Source organism: Schaalia odontolytica (genome assembly GCF_002847525.1).
GTDB classification, from domain to species: Bacteria; Actinomycetota; Actinomycetes; order Actinomycetales; family Actinomycetaceae; genus Pauljensenia; species Pauljensenia odontolytica_B.
Window position 1 is genome coordinate 97574 of record NZ_PKKM01000005.1, and the last position, 18152, is coordinate 115725.

The 18152-nt window shown below is 68.3% G+C and carries 9 protein-coding genes; 6 read left to right on the forward strand and 3 right to left on the reverse strand.

Annotated elements, in window-relative coordinates; translation table 11 throughout:
- Positions 1–275 precede the first annotated feature (275 nt).
- The 5 genes from CYJ22_RS04545 to CYJ22_RS04565 are packed head-to-tail and all read left to right on the forward strand — an operon-like array spanning position 276 to position 14233.
- Positions 276–1160: a biotin--[acetyl-CoA-carboxylase] ligase gene (locus CYJ22_RS04545; RefSeq protein ID WP_101601441.1), complete on the forward strand. Its 885-nt coding sequence runs from the start codon at positions 276–278 to the stop codon at positions 1158–1160.
- Positions 1147–2940 (forward strand): acetyl/propionyl/methylcrotonyl-CoA carboxylase subunit alpha, encoded by a 1794-nt coding sequence (locus tag CYJ22_RS04550; protein ID WP_101601444.1) that lies wholly within the window; start codon positions 1147–1149, stop codon positions 2938–2940. Before CYJ22_RS04545 ends, CYJ22_RS04550 begins: the two co-directional genes overlap by 14 nt.
- On the forward strand, positions 2937–4493 hold the full coding sequence (locus tag CYJ22_RS04555; RefSeq protein ID WP_007589151.1) for an acyl-CoA carboxylase subunit beta: 1557 nt from the start codon (positions 2937–2939) through the stop codon (positions 4491–4493). The genes CYJ22_RS04550 and CYJ22_RS04555 overlap by 4 nt, the downstream gene beginning before the upstream one ends.
- Positions 4494–4537: 44 nt before the next feature.
- Complete coding sequence (locus CYJ22_RS04560) at positions 4538–13765, forward strand: type I polyketide synthase (RefSeq protein ID WP_101601445.1); 9228 nt, start codon at positions 4538–4540, stop codon at positions 13763–13765.
- A gap of 3 nt (positions 13766–13768) precedes the next feature.
- Positions 13769–14233, forward strand: a complete 465-nt coding sequence (locus CYJ22_RS04565) for a holo-ACP synthase (RefSeq protein WP_101601448.1) — start codon at positions 13769–13771, stop codon at positions 14231–14233.
- Here the strand turns inward: CYJ22_RS04565 and CYJ22_RS04570 are convergent.
- Entirely contained in the window at positions 14230–15018 is a 789-nt protein-coding gene (locus CYJ22_RS04570; RefSeq protein WP_101601450.1) for a single-stranded DNA-binding protein, read from the reverse strand. The two genes, CYJ22_RS04565 and CYJ22_RS04570, sit on opposite strands and share 4 nt — an antisense overlap.
- Positions 15019–15267: 249 nt before the next feature.
- Positions 15268–15915 carry an oligoribonuclease gene (gene orn, locus CYJ22_RS04575; RefSeq protein ID WP_101601452.1) on the reverse strand — a complete coding sequence of 216 codons (648 nt, stop codon included), beginning with the start codon at positions 15913–15915 and terminating at the stop codon, positions 15268–15270.
- Between the two features lie 85 nt (positions 15916–16000).
- Between orn and ilvA the strand changes: the two genes are divergently transcribed.
- Complete coding sequence (ilvA, locus tag CYJ22_RS04580) at positions 16001–17287, forward strand: threonine ammonia-lyase IlvA (protein WP_007587424.1); 1287 nt, start codon at positions 16001–16003, stop codon at positions 17285–17287.
- 175 nt (positions 17288–17462) lie between these two features.
- On the opposite strand, the gene CYJ22_RS04585 is transcribed toward ilvA, so the two are convergent.
- Positions 17463–17894, reverse strand: coding sequence for a winged helix-turn-helix domain-containing protein (locus CYJ22_RS04585; RefSeq protein WP_003792882.1), 432 nt, complete (start codon positions 17892–17894; stop codon positions 17463–17465).
- Positions 17895–18152: the final 258 nt, after the last annotated feature.

Consider the following 18152-nt stretch of genomic DNA (forward strand, 5'->3'; position numbering starts at 1 on the left):
TTCCCCCCTATGGTACCGACCCCGCACGGGCCAGTGAGCCACCCAGCGGGGCGCAGGGGTCGGTGATCCTCATCTCAGCGTCTTTTGTCGGGATTTCCCCGCTCCCGCTCCTCACAAGGGTTCCACGTTGGTTACGGATCCGTAGTGATTTGCCAGAAACTGTTCCAATTTTTTAAGAAACGCATGCGTAGGTTTGATTTTTGAGACAAACTTTGAAGTACTCGGGGAGGATTATCTCCCCTGTCAAACACGAGGAAGACCCGACAGGAGGTGGCATGCAACGCGCAACACGCATTCCCATTGCGGGCGTTCATTCCCCCGTCTATTACGTCAGCGACACGTCCTCCACCCTCGATCTCGCAGCTTCCCTCCTCGCCGACACGACGACGGCCACTCCCCACTTGACAACGATCATCGCCGATCGTCAGAGCGCGGGCCGCGGCCGCCTCGGGCGCACGTGGACAACCCCGGATGGTCAGGCCCTCCTCGCCTCCACCATCGTTTCCCTCCCCACCTCGTTTCCCACTGAGATGCTCGGCTGGCTCGTACACGCGTGTGCGCTCTCCGTGCGCGACGCACTCTCCCCTCGTCTCTCCCCCCTCAGCCACAGCGTTTCTCTCAAGTGGCCCAACGACGTGCTCGTCGACGGAGCACGCAAAATCTGCGGCATCCTCGCCCAGCTCGCCCCGGCCTCGTCCCCGTTTACGACGAGCGCGATTCTCGGCTACGGCATCAACATCGCCCAGGACTCCGATCACCTCGCGACCCCGCAGGCCACCTCCCTGTTCGCCGAGGGCGACGCCGAGGCCGGAGCTGATCCCACCTCCGTCTCCCACACCCTGCTTGCCCAGATCCTTACCGGACTCGACTCTCGCATCCGAGGCCTCGTCACCCATGGAAACGCGCGCGACTGCGGGCTGGCTGACGAGGCCGCGAACGCATTGCCGCTCCTGGGGACGCGCATCGCGCTCGCGAAACCGACGGATCCAAATGGTCACCCGGCGATGGAAGGCGTTGCCCTGGGGCTAAGCCCGACCGGCTCGCTCCTCGTGCGCACGGACGATGGCCGCACTCACGACATTAACGCCGGAGATGTCCTGGCAACCGGACTACCTCTGACAACCGTTCACGACACCAAGGAGAAGCGTGCGAACAATTAATCGAATCCTCGTCGCCAACCGTGGCGAAATCGCTCTGCGCGTGTGCCGCACGGCCACCGACATGGGCATTGCGACGATCGCGGTTTACGCCGATCAGGATATGGCCGCGCCTCATACACGCGAGGCCGACGAGGCCCTGTCCCTCGGTGGCGACGATGCAGCGTCGACGTATTTGAACGGTGACAAGATCCTGGCGATCGCTCTGGAGACGGGTGCGGATGCGATTCATCCCGGCTACGGGTTCCTCTCGGAGAACTCCGAGTTCGCACGGGCTGTCGAGGATGCCGGTATCGCGTGGCTCGGCCCCGCGTCTTCCGTGATCGACGCGCTGGGCGACAAGATCAAGGCCCGCCGCGTCGCCGAGGCGTGCGGCGTAGCTCCGGTCCCGGGCGTGTCCGAGCCCGTGACCTCGCGCGAGGAGGTCGAGGCCTTCATTGCCTCCGCCGGTTACCCCGTGGTGCTCAAGCGGGCCGATGGCGGCGGCGGCCGAGGCATCAGCATCATCCGCTCGCAGGCCGACCTCGACCTGTTCTTCGCGCGTCACACGGACGCTGCCGACCTGGGCGCTCACTTCGTCGAGCGTTTTGTCGAGGTCGCCCGTCACGTCGAGACGCAGTCGGCCCGCGACTCGCACGGCAACTTCCACGTCATCTCGACCCGCGACTGCTCGGTGCAGCGTCGCAACCAGAAGCTGGTCGAGGAGGCTCCCGCGCCGTTCCTGCCCGAGGGCGCGCACGAGACGCTCGTGAACGCGTCGCGCGCTCTGTTCGAGTACGTCGACTACGTGGGCGTGGGCACGGTGGAGTTCCTGCTCGAGCCGGACGGCAACATCTGGTTCCTCGAGGTCAACCCGCGTCTGCAGGTCGAGCACCCTGTGTCCGAGGAAGTCACGGGCATCGACCTGGTGCGCGAGCAGATCCGCATCGCCCAGGGCCTGCCGCTGACCACTCCCCCGGAGCCTCGCGGCCACTCCTTCGAGTTCCGCGTGACCTCCGAAGACCCGTCGAAGGACCTGACCCCCACGGCAGGCCGCCTCGATGAGGTGCACTGGCCCCTGGGCCCCGGCATCCGTCTGGAGCTGGGCATCGATCAGGGCGACTCCGTGCAGACCGCCTTCGATTCCATGATCGCCAAGATCATCGTCACGGGCGCGGATCGCGAGCAGGCGCTGGCCCGTTCGCGCCGCGCGCTGGCCGAGTTCTCGGTGCAGGGCGTAGCCACCCCGGTGCCCGTCTACCAGGACATCATCAACGATCCCGACTTCTGCGGCGTCGGCGGCTTCAACGTCTCCACGCGATGGTTCGAGACGACATTCATGCCCCAGCACGACTACTCGGATCTGGCTGTGCCCGCCGAGGCCTCGTCGACGGCCGACCTGCCCCGTCAGACGTACATCATCGAGCTGGATGGCCGCCGGGTGTCGCTGACCCTGCCGGCCGGCATGTTCAACGCTCCGGCCGCCGCGGCCCCTCGCCCGCCTCAGCCGCTGCGCTCGGCCCCGCGTCGCGCGGGTTCGTCCGCCGTCCAGGCCGGCCCTCACCAGGGCGCTCCCGGCGACATCGTCGCGCCCATGCAGGCCATCGTCGTTGCCCTGGCAGTGTCCGAGGGCGACCAGGTCGAGGATGGCCAGCTCGTGGCCGTCCTTGAGGCCATGAAGATGGAAAAGCCGCTGCTGGCCCCGCGTGCGGGCACCGTCACCTCCCTGTCGATCAAGCAGGGCGACACCGTGACCGCCGGGACTCGCATCGCCCACATCGCCACTGAAGAGGAGGCACAATGAGCACCCCCAGCCCGCTCACGCGTGACGGGTTCATTCAGGCCCAGGACGCGATCGCTCAGGCCGCCGAAGAGAAGGCCGCCCAGCGCCAGCACGCGAAAAAGAAGCTGACGGCGCGCGAGCGTCTGTCTCTCTTCTTTGACGACGGCGTGTGGCACGAGGTCGGTCAGTTCATCGGTGGTTCTGTGCGCGAAGGTCGTATCGGTTCAGCTGTGGCCGCCGGTTACGGTCGCGTGCAGGGGCGGATGGTCGCCGCCTACGCGCAGGACTTCTCGGTGCTCGGTGGCACCCTGGGCAAGGTCGAAGGCGATAAGATCGTCGACCTCATCGACCGGGGCATCCGCATGCGCATTCCGATCGTCGGTATTCAGGATTCGGGCGGCGCCCGCATCCAGGAGGGCGTCGTCGCACTTGCCCAGTACGGCCGCATCTTCAAGAAGACGTGCGAGGCCTCGGGCCTGGTTCCCCAGATTTCGATCATCCTGGGACCCTGCGCCGGTGGTGCCGTGTACCAGCCGGCCCTCACCGACTTCATCGTCATGACGCGCGAGAACTCGCATATGTTCGTGACCGGTCCGGACGTCGTCGCGGCGACGACCGGCGAGAAGGTGACGCTCGACGAGCTCGGCGGCGCGACGATCCACAACTTCCAGTCCGGCGTCGCCCACCACATGGCCGACACGGAGGAAGAGGCGATTGACTACGTGCGATCCCTGCTGGACTACCTGCCCTCCTCGTGCGAGGTCGCTCCCCCCAAATACGAATACATTCCCAATCCCGAGGACGAGGCTGCGGCCCGCGCGGTCGCCGACCTGGTGCCGACGTCGGCGCGTCAGCCCTACGACGTGCGCGACGTGGTGCGTTCGCTCGTCGACCACGGTGAGTACGTGGAGATTCAGGACCTGTTCGCTCCCAACGTGACGATCGGTTTCGCGTGCGTCGATGGCCAGTCGGTGGGCATCGTGGCAAACCAGCCGATGAACGATGCGGGCACGCTCGACGTGGATGCCTCGGAGAAGGCGGCACGCTTCGTGCGTTTCTGCGACGCCTTCGGCCTGCCGATCGTCACCTTCGTGGACGTTCCCGGCTACCGTCCGGGCACCGAGCAGGAGCAGGCGGGCATTATCCGCCGCGGCGCGAAGGTGATCGTCGCCTACGCGAACGCGACCGTGCCGATGGTGACCGTCATCCTGCGTAAGGCCTACGGCGGTGCCTACATCGTCATGGGTTCGAAGTCGATCGGCGCGGACCTTGCGTTCGCGTGGCCCGACGCTCAGATCGCCGTCATGGGCGCGGAGGGCGCGGCGTCGATCATGTACCGCCGCGAGCTTGCTGCCGCCCGCGAGAACGGGACCTTCGAGGAAACGAAGGCCGAGCTTGTGGCCCGCTACGAGGAGGAGACCGTCAACCCCGAGGTCTCCGTGTCCTCGGGCCAACTCGACGGCATCATCGCTCCCGCCGATACCCGCCAGACCATCATCGATTCCCTGCATCTGCTGGCCACGAAGGACCAGCGTGCACCCCACGTGAAGCGTCACGACAACGGCCCCCTGTGACCGGCGTCGTTTGAGAAGAATTGTCCCCGAAGGAAAGTAAGAAAATGTCGTTTGTGTCCTCTCTGAATGAGACCCCCTACGCGCTGACTTTCGCCGGTCAGGCCACCCCGTGGCGCACCGCCCTGGACGAGATTGCTCGCGATCCCGAGATCGCCGAGATCGTCGCCGGCGTCATCAAGGCCTCGGATCAGGTGCTCTCCCCCGTGCGCCGCTCGCTGGCCACCCAGTCGGTTGCTTCCCTCCCCTTCGAGCTGCCCGCCGCCCCCGAGTCTGCGGCCGTGACCCGCGACGTGGCCGGCCCGGACGAGGCCGCCCTGTCGGTTCCCGGTATCGTCGCCGCCCAGCTCGGTGCGCTCATCGATCTGACGCGCGCCGGCTTGAACATCGTCGCCAACCAGCCCACCGCGTTTGAGGGTCACTCCCAGGGCGTGCTCGGCGTGGAGATCGCCCGCGCGTGGATCGCCGGGGACGAGGCCCGGGCTGCCTCCGTGTTCGCGCTCGCTCGTCTGATCGGCGCGGCCGCCGCTCGTATTACGCGCCGCGCTCGCGCCCCGCACGCCGGCGACGCGACCTACATGGTGTCCGTGCGCGGCGTGTCCGACGCGCTCCTCGGACGCATCATCGAGTCCCTGCCGTCGACCTCGCACCCGCTGTCGATCGCACTGCGTAACGACACCGACACCCACGTCGTCTCGGGTGCCCCCAACGACCTGGCGTCTCTCGTTGCGGCCATCGAGCGAGCCGCCGCCAAGGACAAGGCAGCGCACGACGCCCACGAGCGCGGCGGCCGCCCGCTGAGCCCCGTGTGTGAGTACCTGCCTGTCTACGTACCGTTCCACTCCCCCATGCTCGCCGACGCCCTCGCCCTCGTGGACGAGTGGGCCGCCCAGTGCGGTATCGACGCCGAGCTGGCCCACTCCCTGGGCGCCGCTGTGCTCACCACGCCCGTGGACTGGCCCTCGCAGATCAGCGCCGCCGCCGAATCCGGCGCGACCTGGATCATCGACATGGGCCCGGGCGCCACGACGGTTCGCATGACCCGCGCCCTCGTCGAGGGCACTGGCGTTGGCGTCGTTGCCGCAGGCACCGCCTCCGACCGCGACAAGGCCGCGACCCCCGGGTGGGCCCCCGAGCCCGGCACCGACTGGTCGCACCTGCGCCCCAGCCTCGTGACCCTGCCCGACGGCAAGACCGTCGTTGACACCGCCTTCTCGCGCCTGACCGGCCGCTCCCCCGTCCTCCTGGCCGGCATGACGCCCACGACCGTCGATCCCGAAATCGTCGCGGCCGCCGCGAACGCCGGCTTCTGGGCCGAAATGGCCGGTGGCGGCCAGGTCACCGAAGAGGTGTACAACGAGAACCTGGCGGGCCTGCGCGCCCAGCTGCGCCCCGGCCACACCGCCGAGTTCAACTCCATGTTCCTGGACCGCTACCTGTGGAACCTCCAGTTCGGCCAGGCTCGCATCGTGTCGCGTTCGCGCGCGTCCGGCGCCCCCATCGACGGCGTCGTCATCTCCGCGGGCATCCCCGAACAGGACGAGGCCCTGGCTCTCATCGAGCAGCTGCGCGCCGACGGCTTCCCCTACGTGGCCTTCAAGCCCGGCACGGTCGACCAGATCCGTAAGGTCATCGCTATCGCCCGCGAGGCCGATCCGATCAAGGTCATCGTCCAGGTCGAGGACGGCCACTCCGGCGGCCACCACTCCTGGGAGGACCTGTCCGACCTCCTGCTGGCCACCTACGCCCAGCTGCGCGCCCAGTCCAACATCGTCCTGACCGTGGGCGGTGGCATCGGTACGCCGGAGCGCGCCGCTGACTTCCTCACCGGCGACTGGTCCGCTCGTTACGGCCGCCCGCCGATGCCCGTCGACGGCGTCCTCGTGGGCACCGCCGCGATGACCACGAAGGAAGCGCACACCACCAAGGCGGTCAAGGAACTCCTCGTCGCCACGCCCGGTGTGCCGGACAACGACGAGCTGGGCGGCTGGGTCGGCGAGGGCGTCACCCGCGGCGGCATGACCTCCGGCCTGTCCCACCTGCGCGCCGACATGCACGAGGTCTCCAACGCAGCGGCTGCAGCCGCGCGCATCATCGCCGAGATCGGCTCTGACGGCGCCCAGGTGCGCGCCCGCAAGGACGAGATCGTCGAGATCCTCTCCCACACGGCCAAGCCCTACTTCGGTGATCTCGAAGAGATGACCTACGAGGCCTGGGTGCGTCGCTTCGCCGACCTGTCCTACCCGTGGGTCGATCCCACGTGGCAGATCCGCTACCACGACCTCCTCCAGCGCGTCGAGGCGCGTCTGGCCCCCGTGGATCACGGTGAGGTCGAAACCCTGTTCCCGACCGTCGAGGACGTCGCCGACGCGCACGCCGCGGCCGACCGCCTGATGGCCGCCTACCCGAACGCCGCGACCACGCACGTCACCCCCATCGACGCCGCCTGGTTCCCGGCCCTGTGCCGCTCCTACCCCAAGCCGATGCCCTTCGTTCCGATCCTGGACGACGACCTCATCCGCTGGTGGGGCCAGGACTGCCTGTGGCAGGCACAGGACGAGCGCTACACCGCCGACCAGGTCCGCATCATCCCCGGCCCCGTCTCCGTGGCCGGCATTGACCGCGTCGACGAGCCCGTCGGCTCTCTGCTGGGCCGCTTCGAGGCCGCCGCAGCCGAGCGCCTCGCCGCCTCGGGTGCCGTCGCGACCCCCGTCGCCTCGCGTCTGGGTAACGGCAAGCCCTCCGCCACCCGCGAGGAATGGCTGCGCAAGGTCCCCTTCATCTCGTGGACCGGCCACCTCATGACCAACCCGGCCTCCATCCTCGACGAGGATCGCGTGTCCCTGAACCCGACCGACACCGGCGTGGACATGGTCATCCACCTCGACACTGCGTGGGATAACGACCCGCGCGGCGCCGAGAAGCACGCGGTGCGCGAGCTGGTCTTCCCGCTGGTTCTGTCCGGCGAGGACGGCGCGGTCCCCGTCATCGACGAGGCCAAGCTGCCCCAGCACATGTACGCGATGCTCGCGGCGACCGCCGGCGTGACCTCCGTGTCCGTCGCCGGTGACACCGTGGACGCCCTGCCCGTCATGGTTCCCTCCACCAAGTCCGTCTTCGGCGAGGCACACTACTCCTTCACGCTGGCCCCCACCCTGGGCTTCGACCACGCCGAAGCCACGGGCGCGGCCCTTCCCGCCGACTACGAGCTGGCTGCCTGGGCACCCGACGCCCTGCTCGGCCCCGCCTGGCCCGCGATCTACGCGGCTCTGGGTTCGGCCATCCACAACGACTACCCGGTCATCGAGGGTCTGCTCAACGCGGTCCACCTCGATCACTCGATCACGCTGGAGTACACGCCCGAGCAGATGCTCGAGCGCGGCATCACCACGATCGACGTGACCAGCCACGTGGCCGCGGTCGATGAGTCCTCGTCCGGCCGCATCGTGACGGTCGCCCTCGAACTGACCTCGAACGGTGAGTACGTGGGCTCCACGCAGGAGCGCTTCGCGATCCGCGGCCGCGCCACCGGCAACCGCGCCCCCTCCGAGGCCGCGCCCTTCGGCGGCGCGAAGGTCGAGGTCGTGGACACGCCTCGCTCGGTGCTGCGCCGCGTGAGCGTCAAGGCTCCCGACGACATGACGCCGTTCGCGATCGTGTCGGGCGACTACAACCCGATCCACACCTCCTACGCGGCCGCCAAGGTCGCGGGCATGGACGCACCTCTCGTGCACGGCATGTGGCTGTCGGCCACCGCTCAGCACGCGGCTGAGGCCGTCGTCGCCGGTCAGGGCGGCGCTCAGATCGCCGGCTGGACGTACTACATGTACGGCACCGTCGACCTGAACGACGAGGTTGAGATCACCGTCGAGCGCGTCGGCCGCGTCGTCGGTGGCGGCCTGTCCCTCGAGGTCACCTGCCGCATCAACAAGCAGGTCGTCTCTCGCGCGTCGGCCTACACCTTCGCCCCGAAGGTCGCCTACGTCTACCCCGGCCAGGGCATCCAGAGCGCCGGCATGGGCCTGGACGAGCGCACCAAGTCCAAGGCCGTGGACGAGGTCTGGCGCCGCGCCGACGCGCACACCCGCTCTGCGATGGGCTTCTCCATCCTGTCGATCGTGCGCGACAACCCAACCGAGATCGTGGCGCGCGGCGTGACCTACCGTCACCCCGAGGGCGTCCTGAACCTCACGCAGTTCACGCAGGTCGCGCTCGCGACGCTCGCGATCGGCCAGACGGCCCGCATGCGCGAAGAGGGTGTCCTGGTTCCGGGCGCTGCCTTCGCCGGTCACTCGCTGGGCGAGTACGACGCGCTGGCTGCCTACGCCGAGGTCTTCCCGCTCGAAATCGTCATTGATCTGGTCTTCCAGCGCGGTTCGACGATGCACTCGCTCGTGCCCCGTGACGAGAAGGGCCGTTCGAACTACCGCATGGGTGCCCTGCGTCCGAACCAGTTCGGCATCGACAACGCTCACGTCGTGGAATACGTCGAGTCGATCGCTCAGGCATCGGGTGAGTTCCTCCAGATCGTCAACTTCAACCTGGCCGGCCAGCAGTACGCCGTCGCCGGTACGGTCGCGGGCCTGAAGGCCCTCGAGGAGGACGCCACCAAGCGCGCCGCCGAGCACGGTGGCAAGCGTCCCTTCATGTACGTTCCCGGCATTGACGTGCCCTTCCACTCCACTGTCCTGCGCAGCGGCGTGGCGGACTTCCGTACGAAGCTCGACGAGCGTATCCCCGCGCAGATCGATCCCGCGAAGCTCGTGGGCCGCTACATCCCCAACCTGGTGGCGCGTCCCTTCGAGCTGACCCGCGAGTTCGCCCAGTCCATCCTCGACGTGGTTCCCTCCGAGACGGTGCGTGAGCTCCTCGAGACGGAAGGCGCGTGGGACGCCGCACTGGCCAACCCGGGTGTCCTGACCCGCACGCTGCTCATCGAGCTGCTGTGCTGGCAGTTCGCCTCCCCGGTGCGCTGGATCGAGACGCAGCGCGTGCTGCTCTCGACCGAAGAGGCTGCCCCCGGCGTTGCCGGCCTGGGCGTCGACCAGGTCATCGAGGTCGGCCTCGGCGCCGCCCCGACCCTGGCGAACCTGGCCTCCCGCACCCTGCTCGCCCCCGAGTTCGCGCTCTCTCGTGTCGACGTGTTCAACGTCCAGCGCGACGAGCCCCGCGTCTACGCGACCGACGTCGCCGTGATCGAGGAGGAAGAGGACGAGGAGATCACCCCGGCCGCCCCCGCTGCCGAGGCTGCTCCTGCGCCCGCCCCGGCTGCCCCCGCCGCCGAGGCCGCTCCGGCCCCCGCCCCCGCTGCCCCGACCGGCGGCCCATCGGGCGCAGACGTCGCGGACCTGCCTTTCACGGCGTCCTCCGCCATCGTCGCCCTGCTGGCCCTGTCCGCGAAGATCCGCATTGACGAGGTCGGCGCCACCGACACGACCGAGTCGCTGACCAACGGCGTGTCCTCGCGCCGTAACCAGCTGCTCATGGACATGTCCTCCGAGCTGGGCCTGAACTCGATCGACGGCGCCGGTGAGGCCGATGTGGCCACGCTGTCTGCGACGGTCGACAAGGCTGCCAAGGGCTACAAGCCCTTCGGCCCGGTCCTCGCTGAGGCCGTCAAGGAGCGCACGCGCAAGCTGTTCGGCGCCGCCGGCGTCAAGGCCGGCCACATTGCCGACCGTGTGACCGGCACGTGGCAGCTGGGACCCGGCTGGGCACAGCACGTCACCGCGGAGATCGTCCTGGGCACCCGTGAGGGCGCCTCGACCCGCGACGGCGACCTGGCGACCCTGCCGCTGGATGCCCCGACGAACGCCGCTGGCGTCGATGCCCTCATCGATGCTGCCGTGGCAGCCGTCGCAGCCCGCGAAGGTATCGCCGTGTCCCTGCCGAGCGCGGGTGGCGCGTCCGGTGGCGGCATCGTTGACTCCGCTGCGCTGGACGCCTACGCCGCGTCCGTGACGGGTGAGGACGGCGTCCTAGCGAAGGCCGCTCGCACGATCCTGTCCGAGCTGGGTCTGAACGCCCCCACCCCCACCGGCGAGGACTCCTCCGACGACGCGCGCGTCATCGACGCCGTCGCCGCCGAGCTGGGTTCGGGCTGGGTTGACCTGGTCGAGCCTCGCTTCGACGCGGCGCGCGCCGTCCTGCTGGATGACCGCTGGGCCTCCGCCCGTGAGGACGTCGCCCGCTACGTCGCCGAAGGCACGCTCGCAGAGGGCGCGTCCTTCGTGGGCACCGGCCGCGCAGTGGCCGAGCAGGCCTCGTACTGGGCGAACCGCCTGCGCGCTGAGGGCGATCACGATCGCGCGGCTCGCCTCGAGCAGATCGCGGCCGACGCGATGTCTTCCACCGAGGACCTGCCCTACGCGAACGACGTCGCCGTGGTCACCGGCATGACCCCCGCCTCCATCGGCGGCGCGGTCGTGGGCGGCCTGCTCGCCGGTGGCGCGACGGTCATCGCGACCTCCTCGTCGATCTCCGCATCGCGCCTGGCTTTCGCCAAGGAGCTCTACCGCACGCATGCCGCTGGCGGCGCGAAGCTGTGGCTGGTTCCCGCCAACCTGGCCTCCTACCGCGACGTGGACGCGCTCGTGGAGTGGATCGGCACCGAGCAGACCAAGTCCGTGGGCGCCGACGTCAAGGTGACCAAGGAAGCCCTGGTCCCGACGCTGTTCTACCCCTTCGCCGCTCCTCGCGTTTCCGGCACGCTGGCCGACGCGGGCCCGGCCTCTGAGAACCAGATGCGCCTGCTGCTATGGAGCGTCGAGCGTTCCATCGCCGGCCTGTGCGCGATCGGTTCCGACACGCACGCCGACCACCGCCTGCACGTCGTGCTGCCCGGTTCCCCGAACCGCGGCATCTTCGGCGGCGACGGCGCGTACGCCGAGGCGAAGGCCTCCTTCGACGCCATCGCGACCCGCTGGGCGGCCGAGCCGATCTGGGGCTCGCGCGTCTCGATCGCTCACCCGCGTATCGGATGGGTGCGTGGCACCGGCCTCATGGGCGGCAACGATCCGATGGTCGCCGCCGTCGAGTCCGCGGGTGTTCGCACCTGGTCGACCGAGGAAATGGCCGAGCAGCTGCTCAACCTGTCGAGCGCCGAGGTGCGCGCACAGGCTGCCACCGCCCCGGTGGACGCCGACCTGACCGGCGGCCTGGACTCCTCCATCGACCTGCGCGCCCTGCGCGCTCAGGCCGAGGCCGCCACTCCCGAGGCACCCATCGCCGAGCCGGTCGCGACCGTCTCCGCGCTGCCCTCGCCCTCGCAGGTCACCGTGCCGCACGTCGACCCCTCGCAGTGGGGCAACACCACCGCATCGCTGGCCGACACGGTCGTCATCGTCGGTCACGGCGAGGTCGGCCCGTGGGGCAGCGCTCGTACCCGCGTCCAGGCCGAGCTCGGTATCCACACCGACGGCTCCGTCGAGCTCACCCCCGCGGGCGTGCTCGAGCTGGCGTGGATGACCGGCCTGCTGACCTGGTCGGACACCCCGGTGGGCGGCTGGTACGACAAGGACGACCAGCTGGTGCCCGAGTCGGAGATCTTCGATCGCTACCGCGACGAGGTCGTGGCCCGCTCCGGCGTGCGCTTCTTCCACGACGATGGCCCGCTGCACGACGGCTACACGCCCGAGTCCGCGATGGTCTTCCTGGACCGCGACATCACCTTCACGGTCGAGGACGAGGCCGAGGCGCGCTCCTACGCCGAGGCCGACCCGCAGTTCACCGTCATTGAGCAGACCGCGTTCGGTGAGTGGCAGGTGACCCGCAAGTCCGGCGCCCAGGTGCGCGTGCCGCGTCGCGCGACGCTGAACCGCCGCATCGGCGGCCTGTTCCCGACGGACTTCGATCCGGCTCGCTGGGGCATCCCGGCCTCGATGCTGGATTCGATCGACCCGATCGCCGTGTGGAACCTGGTCTCCGCCGTGGACGCGTTCGTGTCGGCCGGCTTCAGCCCCGCCGAGCTGCTGCGCGTCGTCCACCCGGCGACCGTGGCCTCCACGCAGGGCACCGGCTTCGGTGGCATGCGCTCGATGCACAAGCTCTTCGTCGACCGCTTCCTGGGCGAGGATTACCCGCAGGACATCCTGCAGGAGACCCTGCCCAACGTCGTGGCTGCACACACCATGCAGTCCTACGTGGGCGGCTACGGCTCGATGATTAACCCGGTCGGCGCTTGCGCGACCGCCGCGGTATCCATCGAGGAGGGCCTCGACAAGATCAAGGCCGGCAAGGCGGACTTCGTCGTGGCCGGCGCGATCGACGACATCCAGGTCGAGTCGATCGTGGGCTTCGGCGCAATGAATGCGACGGCGAACTCCAACGAGCTGCTCGCTCGCGGTATCTCCTCGCGCTTCGTCTCGCGCGCTAACGACCGCCGCCGCGGCGGCTTCGTCGAGGCGCAGGGTGGCGGCACCGTGCTGCTGACCCGCGCGTCGGTGGCGCTCGACATGAACCTGCCGGTCCTGGCTGTCGTGGCACACGCGCAGACCTTCAGCGACGGCGCGCACACCTCGATTCCGGCTCCCGGCCTGGGTGCCCTCGCGGTGGCGCGCGGCGGACGTGACTCGGTCATCGCCCGCAACCTCGCCGAACTCGGCGTGGGCATCGACGACGTGGCCTTCGTGTCCAAGCACGACACGTCCACGAACGCCAACGACCCGAACGAGTCGGATCTGCACACCCGCGTCGGCATGGCGCTGGGTCGCACCCCCGGAAACCCGCTGCTCGTCATCTCGCAGAAGACCCTCACGGGTCACGCGAAGGGCGGCGCCTGCGTGTTCCAGGTCGGCGGCATCATCGACGTGTTCCGCACGGGTCTGATCCCCGCAAACGTCGCGCTGGACTGCGTCGACGACGCCATGGAGAAGTACAGCCCTCTCGTGTGGCTGCGTTCCCCGCTCAACCTGTCCTCTCGTGGACCGGTGCGCGCGGCGTTCGCGACCTCGCTCGGCTTCGGCCACGTCTCCGGCTTCCTGGCTCTGGTCAACCCGGCCGCCTTCGAGGCCATCGTGGAGCGCGAGGCCGGACGCGAGCGCCTCGAGGCGTGGCGCGCCGCGTCGGATCGTCGCCTGCGCAACGGCCAGCGTCACATCGAGATGGGCATGCTGGGCCACGCCCCGCTGTTCACCTCGGTGGAGGGCCGTCGCCTGCCCGACGACCCGGCTGCTGGCGTTGCCGGTGACGCGCACGAGGTCGAGGCCGCGATCCTGCTGGATCCGAACGCACGCCTCGGCGAGGACGGCTTCTACCACCTGCCGGAAGGCAAGTGAGCGATGCGCGGACTCGGCGTTGACCTGGTCTCCCTCCCTGAGTTTGCCGCTCAGGTGAGGGAGCCGGGTTCGGCCTTCCTGAATGGCGTCCTCACGCCCAGGGAGGCCCGCCGGGTCCGCGCCCGCGCCGCCGCTACCTCTGGCGCGCAGCCCGGTTCCGCCCGCTATGACGAGGCTGTGGCCCGTCACGCGGGCGGCCTGTGGGCCGCGAAGGAGGCCTTTATCAAGGCCTGGTCGTGTTCCCTTTTTGGCTCCGCTCCACTCATCGGAGCCGACGACGTCGACTGGCGCGAGATTGAGGTGATCCACGACGAGTGGAACCGTCCCGCTCTCGCGCTGCACGGAGACGTCGCGGCTGCCTGCGAGGAGTCACTCGGAGCGCCTTCCACGTGGCGAGCACTCGTGTCCATCAGCCACGACGGGGAGTGCGCCATCGCGCAGGTCGCGATCGTGGACGCATCCGTCTAGGCGGCATCGGGCGGCTCGTCCGCATCGCCATCAAGAGGCTCGAACGCATCATTTTTCGTGGCATCGGCGTGTTCGCGCTCCAGCGCCGAATAGTCGAAGCATGACGACGAGTTCCTACCCGGGTCCGAGGAATCTTCCTCGGACCTTTCGTGTTCTTCGAGCGCGGGAAGAGGAGAGAGTTCTCCTCCCACTGCGCCAGTGGGAGCGTGGGACGTCGGCTCACCCTGGGAGGGGGCCGCATCGTCCGGCAGAAGGTCCGTTCCATCATTCGGCAGGACCGCGTGAGCGTGCACATCGGTGCCCGGGTCCCCCTGGTGTTCCCCACCCTGAGCCATGACCACCGATCCCGGCCCCTGCCTCGTCGAATAGGGATCCCCCTGCGTCCCACCCGCAGGCTCATCGGTCGCGTGCGCGCCATTCTTCGTGAACTGGGAGGTTCCGCGGGCCAGGTCGTGGCCGACTGAGGAGGCGCGGTAGACGATCGACGACCTGATCTGCCCATTACCGTCGATCCAACCGTTTGGGACGGGCCGAGCAACCACGACGACGGGATCGCCCTTGCGGCAGCTGCGGAACACGTTGGAGGCCAGAGTGTCCCATGTTTCGACCGTGTACCAGTAGGCGCCGTCCTCCACATAGGAGGCGTTACCCGTGCGCACGTCGGTCGTAAAACGCCATCTCGTAATCGCAAGCCGGAAGGTCGTCACGCAGATATCGCCTTTGACGTGCTTCATCATCGGTTCTGATCCGATACGGCCCTTGAGGGTTGTCGATATGTCCTGCATCGTTGCATCCTTTGTCCGTTCTGGCCGGCGTTGGCCGGATGCATCCAGGAAAGCCCCACACGCCGCACCACTTCAAGCGCCACAGCGCACCCTGTGGATGACGCGCGTTCGCCTCGTCCCCCTGTGGATAACGAGCGCCTCGCACGCGCCCCTGTGAACGCGCGCTGCACCCACCCACGCAGCGCTCTCTCAACAGCGAAGCGGCGACACCCCCAGCAGGGATGCCGCCGCTTGGCGTCACGAATGAAATCAGGCCTCGGCGGCCTCGCCCATAGCGGGAATACCCAGGGCGATGACCTCACGAGCCACCTCACGCGCGCGCTCTGTGGTCACCGGCTCGGCCGGGAACAGCACGCGGCGGTAGTACTCGAGCTCCTGGATCGATTCCAGGATGTCCGCCAGCGCGCGGTGGCCGCCGTGCTTGTCGGGCGACTCGGCGAAGGCGGCGCGGTACCAGCGCTTGGCCAGTTCCTTGATGGAAGACACGTCCACCAGGCGGTAGTGCAGGTGATCGATGACGGAGGGCATGTTCGCCTCGAGGAACATCTTGTCGGTGCCCACCGAGTTGCCCGCCAGGAGCGCCTTGCCCTGCTGGGGCACGAAGCGCTTGATGTAGGACAGGACCTGCTCGGTTGCCTCTTCCATGGAGACAGCCGACGTCTGCAGGTCATCGAGCAGGCCGGAGGACGTGTGCATGTTACGCACGAAGTCATTCATGTTGTCGAGGGCTTCGGCGGGCGGCGTGATCAGCACGTCCATGCCGGGGTCGACAATCGTGAGGTCGCCGTCGGTCACGACCACGGCCACCTCGATGAGGGCGTCGCTTGAGACGTCCAGGCCGGTCATTTCGCAGTCAATCCAGACCAGGGGGTCTTTCAAAGTTTTCACGCCTTCTATGTTAGTGCGCTCTGGGTCATACGGTTGGGTGGGACTTGGGGGCGGTGGCCACTACTACACTAGAAGGGTATTGGAAGGAGTTCCCATGACCGCTAGTTCTCACGTGACCACGCCGAAGGACATCCGTCAGGCAGCCACCGCCCTGGAGGGGGTCGCCGTTCGCACGAACCTGGATCGTTCCGAGCGTCTGTCCACCGAGGCCGGCGTGGATATTCTGCTCAAGCGTGAGGACCAGCAGAAGTGCCGTTCCTTCAAGGTGCGCGGCGCGTACGCGCGCATGTCGCTCCTGTCCCCCGCCGAGCGTGAACGCGGCGTCGTGTGCGCCTCGGCCGGTAACCACGCGCAGGGCCTGGCCTACGCCTGCGCTCATCTGGGCGTGCGGGGCACGATCTACCTGCCCTCGAACACGCCCCGCCAGAAGCGCCGCCGCATCGCCACGATTGGTGGGCAGTGGGTCGAGCAGGTCATCGTGGATGGTACGTTCGACCGCGCGAACGCGTTGGCTCAGGAGGCCGCACGCGCGACGGGCCGCACCTACGTTCATCCCTACGATGATCCCTTCACGATCGCCGGTCAGGGCACGATCGGTGTCGAGCTCGAGGAGCAGATGCCCGCGGACACAGCTGCGATCCTGGTCCCCGTGGGCGGCGGCGGCCTCATCGCGGGCATTGCAACGTGGCTGCGCGCGAACCGTCCGGAGGTGAAGATCATCGGTGTGGAGCCCGCGGGCGCGGCGTCGATGCACGCTGCTCTCGAGGCGGGGCAGCCGATGTCCCTGGCGAAGGTCGATCCTTTCGTGGACGGCACGGCGGTGGGCCGCGCGGGTTCGCTCCCCTTCCACATTGCCTCGCAGTTCGTTGATTCCGTGCTGGTCGTCCCCGAGGGCGCGGTGTGCACGGAGATGCTGGAGCTCTACCAGTCCGACGGCGTCATTGCCGAGCCTGCTGGCGCGCTCGCATCCACGGCCGCGCACGTGTATTTGACCGATCCGGCTGATCGCAAGGCACTGCTGGGCCGCTCGGACGGCGCGATCGTGTGCGTCGTGTCGGGTGGTAACAACGACCTGACGCGCTACGCCGAGGTCATGGAGCGTTCGCTGCGCCACGAGGGCCTGCGTCATTACTTCCTCGTGACCTTCCCGCAGCAGCCGGGCATGCTGCGCGTCTTCCTCTCGGATGTGCTGGGTCCCGCGGACGATATCGTGCACTTCGAGTACACGAAGAAGAACAACCGCGAGCTCGGACCCGCTCTAGTGGGCATCGATTTGTCGAACCCGGATGACATCGACGGGCTTCGACACCGCATGGAGGCCTCACCCCTGCACGTGGAGGAGCTGCCGCTGGATTCGGAGATCACGCGACTCGTGATCTGACGAGGTCGTACAAAGCGCTGGAGAGGGGCGCGGTTTCGGGAACGAGGCCGTGGCCCCTCTCCCCTTTTATCCGGCCCGCGCGGGTGGCTGGGCTGGGAGCCGCCTTGGGTGGCCGCTGGGCCGATGCGCGCGGTGGCGCGGCGGGTTGTGGCGGCGGGGTCCGCCGCGAGGAGTGTCAGGCGGCGAGGGTGACGGGGCGGGTGACGCGAACGCGCACGGAGGGGGTGGAGTTGAAGCGGTAGCCTTCGCCGCGGACCGTGGAGATGAGGTCGGGCAGGATGGAGAGCTTCTTGCGCAGGCGGCGGATGTGGGCGTCCACGGTGCGTGAGTCGGAGCCGAGCTCGGAATCGGCCCACACGGAGGCGAAGAGCTCGTCGCGGGTGACGGAGCGGTCGGCGTTGGCGGCGAGGTGGGCCAGGAGGTCGTGTTCCTTGGCGGACAGGCCGGCGTCGCGTCCGTCGAGGGTGACCTGGCCGCGGTCGATGTCAATGTCGATGCGGGAGGAGCTCAGTCGCAGGCCGGCGAGAACGTCGAGGAATTCCTCGTAGGAGGTGGGGGTGTCGTTGGCGGCGCGGACGGAGGCGGCAGGGGTGTTGACGAGGGTCATGGGTGTATCCGATTCTTCGGGGCCGCACTCCCACTATCGGCGTGGGTATATCACTGCGGCGGTGATTGACAGGGGTATCTGGGGCGTCAATCACATACACATTCGCGACATCATGCCACCGCAGGGGCAGCACATGGGGTTCGCGAAGGTCGTCATGGCATCTAGTCTGTCGGACGTTTTCCGTCCGGGCAACACCATGTCCACTAGTTGAGACTCTGTAACAGGGTGTGTTCACAGTACGGATGCCCTGGTACAGGC

Excerpts from the sequence above, each read along its gene's own strand:
- CYJ22_RS04545 (WP_101601441.1), top strand. The coding sequence starts at position 276 with ATGCAACGCGCAACACGCATTCCCATTGCGGGCGTTCATTCCCCCGTC.
- CYJ22_RS04555 (WP_007589151.1), top strand. The coding sequence starts at position 2,937 with ATGAGCACCCCCAGCCCGCTCACGCGTGACGGGTTCATTCAGGCCCAG.
- CYJ22_RS04560 (WP_101601445.1), top strand. The coding sequence starts at position 4,538 with ATGTCGTTTGTGTCCTCTCTGAATGAGACCCCCTACGCGCTGACTTTC.
- CYJ22_RS04565 (WP_101601448.1), top strand. The coding sequence starts at position 13,769 with ATGCGCGGACTCGGCGTTGACCTGGTCTCCCTCCCTGAGTTTGCCGCT.
- CYJ22_RS04570 (WP_101601450.1), bottom strand. The coding sequence starts at position 15,018 with ATGCAGGACATATCGACAACCCTCAAGGGCCGTATCGGATCAGAACCG.
- ilvA (WP_007587424.1), top strand. The coding sequence starts at position 16,001 with ATGACCGCTAGTTCTCACGTGACCACGCCGAAGGACATCCGTCAGGCA.
- CYJ22_RS04585 (WP_003792882.1), bottom strand. The coding sequence starts at position 17,894 with ATGACCCTCGTCAACACCCCTGCCGCCTCCGTCCGCGCCGCCAACGAC.